10 protein-coding genes are annotated in these 13,585 nt (G+C 40.5%); all 10 read left to right on the top strand.

Annotated features, from left to right (window positions below):
* Positions 1 to 508 precede the first annotated feature (508 nt).
* The 10 genes from KUV50_RS18980 (at position 509) to KUV50_RS18935 (ending at position 13,282) form a co-directional block, all read left to right on the top strand.
* Positions 509 to 1,864, top strand: a complete 1,356-nt coding sequence (locus KUV50_RS18980; RefSeq protein WP_222581792.1) for a hypothetical protein — start codon at positions 509 to 511, stop codon at positions 1,862 to 1,864.
* Positions 1,854 to 2,981, top strand: coding sequence for a glycosyltransferase family 2 protein (locus KUV50_RS18975; protein ID WP_222581791.1), 1,128 nt, complete (start codon positions 1,854 to 1,856; stop codon positions 2,979 to 2,981). The genes KUV50_RS18980 and KUV50_RS18975 overlap by 11 nt, the downstream gene beginning before the upstream one ends.
* A gap of 31 nt (positions 2,982 to 3,012) precedes the next feature.
* Positions 3,013 to 3,393 (top strand): hypothetical protein, encoded by a 381-nt coding sequence (locus KUV50_RS18970; RefSeq protein ID WP_222581790.1) that lies wholly within the window; start codon positions 3,013 to 3,015, stop codon positions 3,391 to 3,393.
* Between the two features lie 41 nt (positions 3,394 to 3,434).
* Complete coding sequence (locus tag KUV50_RS18965) at positions 3,435 to 4,634, top strand: 6-bladed beta-propeller (RefSeq protein WP_222581789.1); 1,200 nt, start codon at positions 3,435 to 3,437, stop codon at positions 4,632 to 4,634.
* Between the two features lie 828 nt (positions 4,635 to 5,462).
* On the top strand, positions 5,463 to 6,611 hold the full coding sequence (locus tag KUV50_RS18960) for a 6-bladed beta-propeller (protein WP_222581788.1): 1,149 nt from the start codon (positions 5,463 to 5,465) through the stop codon (positions 6,609 to 6,611).
* Positions 6,612 to 6,995: 384 nt separating this feature from the next.
* On the top strand, positions 6,996 to 7,325 hold the full coding sequence (locus tag KUV50_RS19820) for an efflux RND transporter permease subunit (RefSeq protein WP_222581787.1): 330 nt from the start codon (positions 6,996 to 6,998) through the stop codon (positions 7,323 to 7,325).
* 964 nt (positions 7,326 to 8,289) lie between these two features.
* Positions 8,290 to 9,588: a hypothetical protein gene (locus KUV50_RS18950; protein ID WP_222581786.1), complete on the top strand. Its 1,299-nt coding sequence runs from the start codon at positions 8,290 to 8,292 to the stop codon at positions 9,586 to 9,588.
* Positions 9,578 to 10,705 carry a glycosyltransferase family 2 protein gene (locus tag KUV50_RS18945; RefSeq protein ID WP_222581785.1) on the top strand — a complete coding sequence of 376 codons (1,128 nt, stop codon included), beginning with the start codon at positions 9,578 to 9,580 and terminating at the stop codon, positions 10,703 to 10,705. Before KUV50_RS18950 ends, KUV50_RS18945 begins: the two co-directional genes overlap by 11 nt.
* 400 nt (positions 10,706 to 11,105) lie before the next feature.
* A complete protein-coding gene (locus KUV50_RS18940; RefSeq protein ID WP_222581784.1) occupies positions 11,106 to 12,242 on the top strand; it encodes a 6-bladed beta-propeller in 1,137 nt (378 codons plus the stop codon).
* A gap of 149 nt (positions 12,243 to 12,391) precedes the next feature.
* Positions 12,392 to 13,282 carry a carboxypeptidase-like regulatory domain-containing protein gene (locus KUV50_RS18935; protein ID WP_222581783.1) on the top strand — a complete coding sequence of 297 codons (891 nt, stop codon included), beginning with the start codon at positions 12,392 to 12,394 and terminating at the stop codon, positions 13,280 to 13,282.
* The last annotated feature ends 303 nt before the right edge of the window (positions 13,283 to 13,585 follow it).

The following is a 13,585-nucleotide window of genomic DNA, read 5'->3' as shown; positions in this document are numbered from 1 at the left end:
ATATGCATAAATTGCTATCTTCGTCTTGTTGCTAATCCCATGCTTTCTTTCCTGTTTATAAAAATCAGAATCTAACATTATATTAGCTCTTTTTCAACTTGGGGTAAACATACGAGCGTCTGGGAGAAGATGTTTTTGGGAAAAGATAGTTTTCTTTATGCCCTTAGAGCGAAAATGACAACGATATTTTTAGAGAATGAATTAAAATTGCTTCATTAATCTGGTGAAAAATGGAACCTGGAAATGAGTTTGATTTCCAAATAAAGCATTTTCAAAATCTACTATTTAATGGTTTTATTGATCACTGTAATTTATTTTGAACAGGTATGCATCGACATCATGTCATGGATTTTGGTGTTTTTTCTCCGTTTGCCTGAATGAATTTTAGAAAAAAATAATAAATTATGAGTAAAATTTTGACAATTCGTTTTTTTTAGCTTAGCCTTCATTGACACGAGAAAGTAATCCAATCGGGCATTGCGAGTAAGTATAATTAATTGATATAGGCATGACAGAGCGTAGTAAAGTATTAACACAATTTAATAAAAATGGATCCGAGAAAAGGATGATCATTTTTATTCTGGTGTTGTGCACAGCCGTCTTCTTAGCCTTTTACCCGACCCTGACCAATGACTTCCAGCAATCGTGGGACGATCAGTGGATGCTCCTGGAGAATCCGATTATCTTTTATCCCACCTGGGAGGAAATCGGCCGGTCTTTTCTGTCCTTCTATCACAATCAATATTCCCCGATCAATCAACTGTATTATCTTGGGATCTACGCCCTCGCAGGTTTTGATCCGGCGGCATTCCATCTGGGATCGGTATTGATCCACACGATTAATGCGGTGTTGGTTTATCTGTTGATAAGCCGGATCATTAAGTTGATGAAACCGGCCCTGCGCCCCGGTACGTTATCCGCTGTGGCTGGCCTGATCGCACTGGTTTTTGCGATACATCCACTGCAGGTGGAGTCGGTGGCCTGGATCAGTGCATCGAAGGTGGTGCTTTATACCACATTTACTCTGGCGGGCTTATTGAGCTACATTAGCTATAAAAAACACAAAAAATACATTTATCTGGGGATCACCTTTCTATGCTATATCGCCGGCCTGATGGTGAAAGAACAGGCGGTGATTTTTCCGCTGAATCTGGTATTGCTGGACTTATTGTACCGTGCGTATCGCAAAGGCCATTTACGAACAGCGGTTTGGCTGGAAAAAATACCCTTCTTTTTGGCGGCGTTTGGGTATTGGTATTGGTCGGCTCAAAATTCGGTGGGTGTACTGGAGCTAAATATGATGTATCCCTGGTACGACCGGATCATCTTTGGCGGCTATAGCCTGATCGTGTATATATTTCGGTTTTTTGTACCGGTGAATCTCAGCCATTTTTATGCGTATCCGATGTTGTCCGGTGAACCAATGCCACTGTATTATTACGGGTATATCGTATTGGCCTTACTCTTTGTGGGGTATTTATACGATCTGTACCGCTCGAAGAAGTGGATCCCGCTGTTCAGCCTACTTTTCTTCGTCGTGAATATTCTTTTGGTACTGCATATCATGCCGGTACCTCGTGGGAACATCACGGCGGACCGGTATATGTACCTGAGTATAATAGGGCTTTCAGGGTGGGCGGTCTGGCAAGGCGGGCAACTGTATTTGCAATTTAGAAACAGAAAGTCATGGGCTCTATCCTTTACAAGGATGGTTCCGGTCCTGTTACTAATTTATCTGGGCAGCTTTATGCTTCATTCCAATACGATATCCAGAAAGTGGAGGGATTCCGAGACGCTAAAACTGGATGTGAAGAACCACCTCTATTACATGACGGCAGAAAATAGAGGGGAGGATGAAGAATAAACACAATACATGCAATGGGAACGCTGTTCCGGAGGGAAGAAAACATTCCTCTCACGGACTGGTCTCTGTGATCGGCCCCTGTTACAATGAAAAAGACAACATCGAGCCTTTTATCCTTTCGCTGGAAGCGGTACTGGACCATGAAAAGTACGACTATGAAATCTTGATGGTCAACGATGGGAGTACGGATGGGACTGCTGAGAAACTGGAGAAACTTCGAGGGGAACATCCCTGTCTTCGTGTCGTTCATCTGGTTCGGAATTTTGGGCAACAGGGAGCCATGCTGGCCGGAATAGCAGAAGCCAAAGGGTCGGTATTGGTGACGATGGACACGGATTTGCAACATCCCGCGGGGGCCATCCCGGAGATGATCCGTCAATGGGAGCAGGGGATGGATGTGGTGTATGCCTTGCCGGCGCATCAGGTTTCGAAACAATCTTCTTTACAGACCGGACAGTTGTCCCTGTTTAAGTCCTACACATCAAGAATATATCAGTCGCTGATCGGCCGGTTGCAGGAGCCGGGTCACACGTATATATCCACTGATTTCCGGTTGTTTGACCGGGAAGTGGCGGAAGTGATCCGGCAATTGCCGGAGAAGAACCTGTACCTGCGGAATGTCTTTGCGTGGCTGTGTCCTGTATCTTCGAATTCGGTTCATTCTTCCTTGCCAAAAGACCGGAGTGTTTTCCAGTCGGTGTGCATACCCTACCGGCTGGGCCGGCGGCAGCACGGTGATACCAAATATAACACGGTACAACTCATCCGGCTGGCGATTCAGGGTATGACCAATGGGGGCATTCGGCCCCTTCGTGCAGGTATTCTGGCAGGTGGACTAAGCTTAGCGGTATCACTCCTTTTAATAATAGTTCAGCTCCTATACCATGGACTCACCTGGACGGCCTGGTCGGGCTGGGAGATTCTGTTAATCGCCGGCCTATTTTTCGGCAGCATCCAGCTGCTGATGCTGTGCCTCATCGGGGAGTATGTAGGTAAGATATTCCTGCAAAGTCAAGGGCGGCCGCCGTATCTCCACCGGAACCCATTACAAGAAAACAAAAGAAAAATATGGAGCGAGCGCAAGGGGGTAATCCCGCTATCGCTCCAGAAAGACTAAAAATATTATTTAATCATTAAATTTTAAGATTATGAGAAAGTTAATTTATTCAATCGGAGTCACGATGTTTTTGGCATTTTTAACGTTCCATGTCACGACTTCGTTGACCAATCCGTTCTATGGAGTGAGTGTGGAGGCACTGGCACAGGGTAGTGGTAGTGGGGGTAGTTCTGATGGTTGTTTTGGAATAACTTGTAGAACCCCATGTGAACGTGATCATTCAAAACCTCCTGAAAAATATAAAAAGGAGATTACCTCTGTAAAAAAATGCTGTTCTTATACATATCATTATTATGATGAAAATGGTGTATTAGTGGAAGAAACCGTAACGAAATTTCATCAAGATCGAGTGTGCATAGATTCATATATGCTTGAATATTGTTTTGAATGCAAAGAAGGAGGTAATGGATAGGGTTTTAATTTTGAAATATATAGATTGAAGATTTGATAAATATGGAAGCTGTAATTAAATGGATCGCAGTGATCCTGATGCTTTGGGGGTGCTCTAATGATCATAAAAGTGATACAAGAGATATTATCATTGAAGATGTCCAAAATTTAGAATTTAATGGATCGGGTAAACCTAATATAAGTGAATTGTTAAATTTGGCTTCATTCAAATACATACCTTTGGAGATGAATAATCAGGGTTTATTGTCAGGAGATAATCCTGAAGAAATTCAATATAATAACGGACGGTTTATTATTCTTGATAAAATAAACAATCCTGTCGTTGTATTTGATGAAAAGGGAAATTATTCGGCAACGTTAGGTACAAAAGGTAAGGGGCCTGATGAGTTCTTATCTTCCATAGATATTAGCGTTCCAAAAGGCCGAGATTCTTTATTTATGTTGGATTATATGGGACGTAAAATAGTTGTCTATGATCTACATAAAGGAAACCAGGTTATTAAAACAATATCGATAGTTGGTGATGACTTAAATGATTTTCCTGAAATTAATGGAATGGAGAAAGTCAAAGATGGATTTCTTTTATTCGGTAAGAAAAATCCATCTTTGGATTCTCACGCTGCAATTATCCATATGAATTCTAAAGGATCCGTGGAGGATATAACCCCATTTCCAAGTTTGACTACTCAAAATCGTAAGGCAAATAGAAATGGACTCTTTCAAAAATTACCCAACGAATTAATTCTATTAAAAAACTACTCCGATACCATATGGACTTGGAATGACCATATGGTGGAAGCCAAATATACAATACCGTTCCCCAATGATTTATACAAGGCGCATAAATGGGTTCCTATTCAATTACAGTTTCAATACAAATCTTATTTGGAAAATGATAATTTGGTATATATCACATATTTTATTAATGCAATGCAGTATATTTATTTATTTGATAAAAATGAAGCTAAGGGGTATTTGATTAATGTAGGCGAAGGTGGTATTAAATCACGGGCTGATATGCCTACTTCAGAACTATTCTATATGACAGATTCGATCGCATATGGATTTTTTCCGCACTCGAATGTGCTGACCCGCTATGAAAAAGTAACTAATTATATTAATGACCATTATGATTTTTCTATTCCTGAAGATTTGAAGCAGAAGTTTCAGGATGAATTTGATGTTTTGAAAGAAGCCACTAGAAATGGTAACGGATTAATAGTGAAATATAATATTAATTGATTCAATCGTTGATGTGGATTATTTTGGTAAGCTGTTCTGTTTGTGAGGAAAGAACCTATATTAGGTGAATGTGCAACTATACTCGCTCAAGTCCTATACCATGGTATCACCTGGAAGGCCTGGTCGGGCTGGGAGCTTCTGTTATTGGTCTGCTTGTTTTTTGGCAGCATCCAGTTACTGATCATGTGCCTCATCGTCGGGGAATACGGCGGTAAGATCTTCGTCCAGAGTCAGGGACGACCGCCTCATCTCTGCCGAAACCCTTTAAAAGAAAAAAATGGAACAAGCGCAAGGAATCGATCCGGCTCTCGTTGCACAAAGAGTAATACTATTTTTTAATTATTAAATTTTTAAATTATGAAAAAGTTAATTTATTCAATTGGAGTCACCTTATTTCTGGGGTTTATGGCTTTTCATGTCACGGCGTCGCTGACCAATCCATTCTATGGAATGAGTGTTGAGGCGCTAGCTCAGGGGAGTAGTACAATCTCTGGACCAATAATCGTATGCCCTCCAGCTAACATAGATGAGGGACAATGCCATATTGAAGAGTGTGACTATTATGTTGGTCCTCCTCTTTTCATTCCTATTAGGATTGTTGTGGATTGTATTTACACTGGTTCACCTTTGGATTATTGTGTTTTGAGAGCTCCGTGTTGAATTTAAATAAAGTGAGATTATGTCATATTTAGTTTTCCTAAATTATAATATCATGTTTTGTAGCTTTTTAGTAAAAGCATGTAAAACTTTATTTTTAAAATACCTTATGTACTTGTTTGCCTGGCAAACAAGTACTTTTAAACAACACAGCTTAATTTTTTTATTTCCATGAAAATAGATTATTACATTTTTCTTTGGATATTTCTCATAAGCTACAGTTGTCATTCTGCAAGTGATAAAGTAGTGTATAGTGGGAAAACAAATTTATTAAAATTAAAAACTTCAAATACGCACCATGTTTCAAGAGATTCTCTTCTAAAAATAACAGGGTTACATCAAATAGGGAATGTGTATAATTACCCCATTGGAAGAATTCAAAAAATAAAACATACTACCGAACTTTTTGTTTTTGAAGATCATAATCGACTCATCATAATCGACAAAGAAGGAAATATACTGGATGATAGCTTAGAACATTTCGGGAAACAGGCTGGCGGCTATCAAAGTATCCAGGAATTTGATATAGAAGGAGACTCTCTTATTTATATATTTGATCCTCGCGCTCACAAAATATTGCAATACGATTATAACTTTCAATTTATCAGAGAAATGATCCTTCCTAATGTCGTGCATATCCCGATAAATGATTTAATAATAAATGAAGGCAAGATAATCGTGTTCGAAAAAGGTAAAAGAGAAGAAGGGAGCAGGTATACGTTTACAAAAATTGATTTACTAAAAAATCTTGTAGAATCCCATCAAACAACCATTATGCCACCGGGAATTCTTCCCGGCTTCCACTCCGATCCTGTGGTTGCTGTAGATTCGGGACTGTTATTTAAAACAACCTTTTGCTCGGATACTATCTATTCTCTATCAGAGGAAGACATGACTATAGAACCATCGCGTGTAATACTATTTGATAATCAACCTTCCTTTAGCCAGATTTTTCAAGAAAATGAAGATCCTCAATATCACATGGACAATTTTGAATTAGTCTCAAACTATAATGAAAACAAAGATTATATAATATTCACCAGTGTAAAAAAAGTGAGTGAGACAGAGTATCAGTATCCTCTGTGGATCTGGGATAAAAATTTGAAGGAATTATATAGCTCCCATCTTGAAAAATATTTTGTGAACTTTCAATGTTTTGGGATAACAGATGACAATGTAATATTTACTATTGTTACACCGGAATCACTCATTATGTTTAAAGAAGAATTTCCTGAAAAAGCGCGTAAATTAATCGGACTTGAACAAGTGGATCTGAATCATAACCCCTATTTACTTAAATTTACGATAAATAGCAAGTGACAGATTACCACATATTAAGACGTTCTACCCATGCATAATCAAAAGGCTTACTTTTTTTAATTTTAATATTTAACTTGTATGTTTGTAGTAATGAGATTGGGGTGTAAAGTACGTGAAAACTTTAATTATTGAATATAAAGGTGAAGTTACCTGCTGCAAGTTAGCTCATCCTTATATTGAAGGAAATAGAAGATCAATGAATATTCACAAAATGTCGAATGGACACATTATGCGGTGGATTTGCATTTGTTGATAGAACCTCATACCTCACACCTTCCCCCATTGAAATATTTATATCGATGTTAGGTTGCTTCAGCAAAACTCTATCGCACCTTTGCGTTACATTTTATTTTGATATATTTACGATAACAGTTCAGCAGCTCCATGATAAAATATCTGATCCATAAACCGGTTTCCGTGTTGATGTCCTTTCTGGCCATCCTGCTGCTGGCGGTATTCTCCATCCGGCAGATCGCCATTACCCTGCTGCCGGACATCGATATTCCGACCATCTCCATCATCGCGACCTATCCCGATCATTCCGCCGCGGAGATCGAACAATCCGTCATGGCCCCGCTCCGGCAGAATATCCAGCAAGTCGGTAGTATCGACCGCCTGGAGTCCAAAGCCTCCGACGAACAGGGACGGCTGACGGTCCACTTCCCCTATGGAAAAGACATCGATCTGGCCGAAAAACTAAGATGGTCAGGTTGAACACCTACGGAGTTCAGAGCACTAACATTCCCCTCCCCGAATGGCGCCTATCGGCTTATTCGGGGTTATTCACCTTCAACACCTCCGGCGTTGGTGGATTCGAAGGCTGTCCATGTCACCACAAACAGAGATGATCACTACATAGAACCCCGTACGGGGTGTCTGTGTGTAGCGCAGGAGATCCTGGGAGGAGGGAGCCCCTGCTCCGTTTTTTAAAAAATCCTAGTGTAAACATTACAAAATAAGAAATATCAGAGCTGGAGCCTGTACCGCCAAGAGCGGCACAAGTTCTGCCGATCGTTAAATTTTATATTCACAGCCGAGGGTTAGAGACCAGGTGTAAGCCACTTTGCCCACCCGCCAGACCAACGTCATAGAGCTTGCCACGCATCAGACTTGGATTTTTCCACCAACCCACTGGTTTACGGTACAAAAGTAACGCTCTGCCTAGAACCCCGGATGGGGTTCAAAGTGCATAACCCCCGGCAAGCGTAGTGCAGCCTGGGGATAGAGATCAACACTTTTGAGAACCCCGTACGGGGTTCAACGTAGGGCTTTAGAGCGAAAATGACAAGGATATTTTTAGAGAATGAATTAAAATTGCTTCATTAATCTGGTGAAAAATGGAACCTGGAAATGAGTTTGATTTCCAAATAAAGCATTTTCAAAATCTACTATTTAATGGTTTTATTGATCTCTGTAATTTATTTTGGACAGGTGTGCATCGACATAATGTCATGGATATTGGTGTTTTTTCTACGTTTGCCTGAATGAATTTTAGAAAAAATTAATAAATCATGAGTATTATTTTGACAATACGTTTTTTTTTTTATTAGCTTAGCCATCATTGACACGAGAAAGTAATCCAATAGGGCATTGCAAGTAAGTGTAATTATTTGATATAGGCATGACAAAGCGTAGTAATTTATTAACACAATTTAATAAAAGTGAATCCGGGAAAAGGATGATCATTTTTATTCTGGTGTTGTGCACAGCCGTCTTCTTAGCCTTTTACCCGGCCCTGACCAATGACTTCCAGCAGTCGTGGGATGATCAGTGGATGCTCCTGGAGAATCCGATTCTGTTTTATCCCACCTGGGAAGAAATCGGCCGGTCTTTTCTGTCCTTCTATCACAATCAATATTCCCCGATCAATCAACTCTATTATCTGGGGATTTATGCACTCGCAGGATTTGATCCGACGGCATTCCATCTGGGATCGGTATTGATCCACACGATCAATGCGGTGTTGGTTTATCTGTTGGTAAGCCGGATCGTGAAGTTGTTGAAACCGGCCATCCGGCCCGGCACCTTATCCACTGTCGCTGGCCTGATCGCACTGGTTTTTGCGATACATCCACTGCAGGTAGAGTCCGTGGCCTGGATCAGTGCATCGAAGGTGGTGCTTTATACCACATTTACGCTGGCGGGGTTGCTGAGCTACATCAGTTATAAGAACCAGAAAAAATACATTTACCTGGTGATCACTTTTCTCTGTTATATCGCAAGCTTGATGGTGAAGGAACAGGCGGTGATTTTTCCGCTGAATCTGGTGTTGCTAGACTTATTGTATCATGCGTATCGCAAAGGTCATTTACGAACAGCGGTTTGGCTGGAAAAAATACCCTTCTTTTTAATGGCGTTTGGATATTGGTATTGGTCGGCACAAAATTCGGTGGGTGTACTGGAGATCAATACCATGTATCCATGGTACGACCGGATCATCTTTGGCGGGTATAGCCTGATCGTGTACATATTCCGTTTTTTTGTTCCGGTGAACCTCAGTCATTTTTATGCGTATCCCATGTTGTCCGGTGAAGCAATGCCGCTGTATTATTACGGATATATCGTATTGGCCTTACTGTTTGTGGGGTATTTATTCGACCTGTACCGCTCGAAGAAGTGGATCCCGCTGTTCAGCCTGCTCTTCTTTGTTGTCAATATTCTTTTGGTACTGCATATCATGCCGGTTCCCCGGGGAAATATTACCGCGGACCGATACATGTACCTGAGTATAATAGGACTTTCAGGGTGGACGGTCTGGCAAGGCGGGCAGCTGTATTTGCAATTTAGAAACAGAAAGTCATGGGCTCTATCCTTTACAAGGATGATTCCGATCCTAATCCTGGTTTATCTGGGCAGCTTTATGCTTCATTCCAATACGATATCCAGGAAGTGGAAGGATTCCGAGACGCTAAAACTGGATGTGAAAAACCACCTTTATTACATGACGGCAGAAAATAGAGGGGAGGATGAAGATTAACCACAATACACACAATGGGCACGCTGTTCCAGAGAGAAGCAAACAAGACTCTCACGGACTGGTTTCAGTGATCGGTCCCTGTTACAATGAAAGAGATAATATCGAGCCCTTTATCCTTTCGCTGAAAGCAGTACTGGACCATGAAAAGTACGATTATGAAATCCTGATGGTCAACGACGGGAGTACGGATGGGACTGCTGAGAAACTGGAGGAGCTGCGAGGGGAACATCCGTGTCTTCGAGTCGTTCATCTGGTGCGGAATTTTGGACAGCAGGGAGCCATGCTGGCCGGAATAGTAGAAGCCCGTGGAGCGGTATTGGTGACGATGGATACGGATTTGCAACATCCTGCGGCGACTATACCGGAGATGATCCGTCAATGGGAGGAGGGGATGGATGTGGTGTATGCCTTGCCGGCGCATCAGGTTTCGAAACAATCTTCTTTACAGACCGGACAGTTGTCCCTATTTAAGTCCTACACATCAAGAATATATCAGTCCCTGATCGGCAGATTGCAGGAGCCGGGTCACACCTATATTTCCACTGATTTCCGGTTGTTCGACCAGGAAGTGGCGGAGGTGATCCGGCAGTTACCAGAGAAAAATCTTTACCTGCGCAATGTCTTTGCCTGGCTGTGTCCACTATCTGCGAGTGCAGTACATACTACACCTCCAGAAGTCCGGATTATTTTGCGGTCGGTGTGCATACCCTACCGATTGGGTCGGCGGCAACACGGCGATACCAATTATACCCCAGGTCAATTGATCCGGTTGGCGATCCAGGGCGTGACGAATGGGGGCATCCGGCCACTGCGGGCAGGGGTTCTGGCAGGTGGGCTAAGCTTAGCGGTATCCTTCCTTTTAATAATGGTTCAGCTCCTATACCATGGTATTACCTGGACGACCTGGTCGGGCTGGGAGATTCTGTTAATAGCCGGTCTATTTTTCGGCAGCATCCAGCTGCTGATCATGTGCCTCATCGGAGAATACATCGGTAAGATCTTCTTGCAGTGCCAGGGACGGCCGCCGTATCTCCACCGGAACCCTTTACAAGAAAACAAAAGAAAAATATGGAGCGAGTGCAAGGAATCGATACCGCTGTCGCTCCAGAAAGACTAAAAATATTATTTAATCATTAAATTTTAAGATTATGAGAAAGTTAATTTATTCAATCGGAGTTACGATGTTTTTAGCATTTTTAACGTTCCATGTCACGACCTCGCTGACTAATCCGTTCTATGGAGTTAGTATGGAGGCACTGGCACAGGGGAGTGGAAGTGATGGATCAGATGGAGAAGATTGTACGTGGTCCCAAACCTGTAGTGGCGGGATATGCTCGGTACTTAATGCCAAAAAGAGATTTTTTAATGGTTGTAAAAAGAAGTGTGACTATACTTGTACAGTTCAAGGTCTCCCAGATATTCCATAATACTTATAAGTAGTATTCATAGCCGAAGTTTAAATTGTTGTTCTGGTTATTGCAATTTATTCACTTCGGCTTTGATGTTAACCAAAATACATGAAGAATTGCTTTTATATATTATTCTTACTCTCTTGCTTATTTTCGTGTAAAGATCAGATAGGCAATAGTGATATCGATTCGTTTTTAGTGCACGGAGAAAACGCAAATCCAACACTTTTGTCAAACATTGCGCAAAATGTAGACTATGTATCACTCAAGTGGCCAAAAGGTACTACAATAAGTAGGATTACAGACATAAAAGTGTATGGTAATTACATTTTTATTCACGATAGAGATGGAACCATGACCATCACAGTATTTGATAAACAGGGTAACTATGTAAATCGATTAAATAAAATAGGAAAAGGACCTGGTGAATATCTCGATCTTGAGGCTTTTTCTTTTGATATCGAAAATGAAATTCTGGTAACCTATAGTCGGGATGTCCAATCATTCAATTTTTATACATTTCCGGAAATGGAATTTATCCGGTCATTAAAAAGAAATAAGTACATCATTAATTTTGAGGTGTTAAAAAATGGTGATTGGCTGGTGATCTGTGATGAGGAATTTAATAATAAGTTTCACGGATTAGAACGATGGGATGAAGATCATATCGCCCAACCGGTTAACAAACTTATAAAAAGAGACCCGATAACTGTGGAAATGTCGCTCCCCAATACATTAACAAAGAATCAGGGAAATATCTATTATGCAAATCCTCATGAAATTACAACAATATTCAAATTTACAAATGAAGACTTTACTCCTGTGCTTGAAATTGATTTTGGAATGAATAATATTCCTTCTCAAAGTTGGGAAACTCCTCATGTAGAAGAGTTTGAGAATACACTGGAAGAAGGGGGTGAAAAATCTTTTTGGGTACAAAATGCAATCATCAATGACTCTACCGTTTCTTTTTGGTTTTATTATGGCGGGTTTGGAAATGATTACCTGGCTATTTGTGATAAAAATACGAAGGAGTGCTCGGTTTATTCTGAAGTTAACCTGACAAATATGAATATTAATGTACCGGCGCCCATCACAAATTCAAATGACAGGTATATCAGTTTACTCTACCCGGATTTGATGGATACAGTTGGAATTTCAACCCATATTGATTTAATGAATGCTTTCGAAGAGAGTATTAAAACGTCTTCACCCATTTTAGTATTTTTCACTTTATTGGACTAAAGGAGACAGTTTTGAAATTAGCAGAAATAAACAACTGACTAATATATTATTCCAAATGACCAGATGAAGAAGATTTCTATAAAATATAAAGAATCCTTGAAATATTATTAAATAGGTCTATGCAATATGTTATTTTAATAGTTCTAATCATGATTTGTAATGATGTTGAACCACAGATAAATGGAGATATATCAGGGAGATTACTTTCTGCCGATGATCATAATCCTGTGGCCTATGCGACGATTATCGATGTGTCTTCTTATGAAAACGGGACGACCTCTGATAAGAACGGTAAATTTTTTCTAGTATTTAGGAATGCGTCGAACACGTCAGTTAAATTAAAAATTAGTTGTATAGGGTATCAGGATACGATAGTCTCTGTAAGTACCAGGGATGGTAAGAAACTAGAGGTACTTCTACAGAAGAGAGCTTATGCTTTACCTGAGGTCACAATTCGAGGGGAAAGCATGGCAGAGCACATTATCGGCATTCCTGGTGGTACTATACTCAAAAATAAAAATGGTGAACTGACAGGATTGATTCCTTCAAATTCAGCAGGATTTAGCTGTGGAGTTTTTATAAAAATACCTGGCAAGAAAGTGGGCGTTCTGAAATCCATTGAATATTTCATTCTTTCAAGAGGAAAACCGGAAGCTCCTTTTATGCTACGATTTCTTAAAGCTAAGGAACCTGTTTTACCCAATAGGATGTATACCGAAGACATGTTTACAGATCTCATGAAAGAACCAATTGTTACCAGCGGCCAATCCGGATGGAACACAGTGTCTTTGCTGGATTATAATATCTCACTTCCACACAATGAACTATTTATACTTTTTACGCCCTTGGAGAGTGGTGATGAATATAAATGGATGGATAATGGAAAGGAATGGTATGGGATGGTGCTGGGAAGATATGAGAAAAAACGGGTGCGGGGATTGTATTGGGCGATCCGTGCGAAAGGTACTTATTCATATGATGATACTCCCTTTCGCCAAAATATTACACCGGCGATAGTATTAAATTACTTAAGTGAATAATCTGTAATTTATGTCGACATAAATACATCGGTAAGATTTTTCTGCAAAGTCAAGGTCGGCCGCCGTATCTCCACCGGAACCCTTTACAAGAAAACAAAAGAAAAATATGGAGCGAGTTCAAAGAATCGATCCCGCTATCGCTCCAGAAAGACTAAAAATATTATTTAATCATTAAATTTTAAGATTATGAGAAAGTTAATTTATTCAATTGGAGTCACAGTATTTTTAGCGTTTTTAACGTTCCATGTCACTACCTCGCTGACCAATCCGTTCTATGGAGTTAGTATGGAAGCACTGGCACAG

Source organism: Membranihabitans marinus, assembly GCF_019802045.1.
In the GTDB taxonomy this organism is placed as follows: domain Bacteria; phylum Bacteroidota; class Bacteroidia; order Chitinophagales; family Saprospiraceae; genus Membranihabitans; species Membranihabitans marinus_A.
This window is presented reverse-complemented; position numbering and strand designations above follow the sequence as displayed.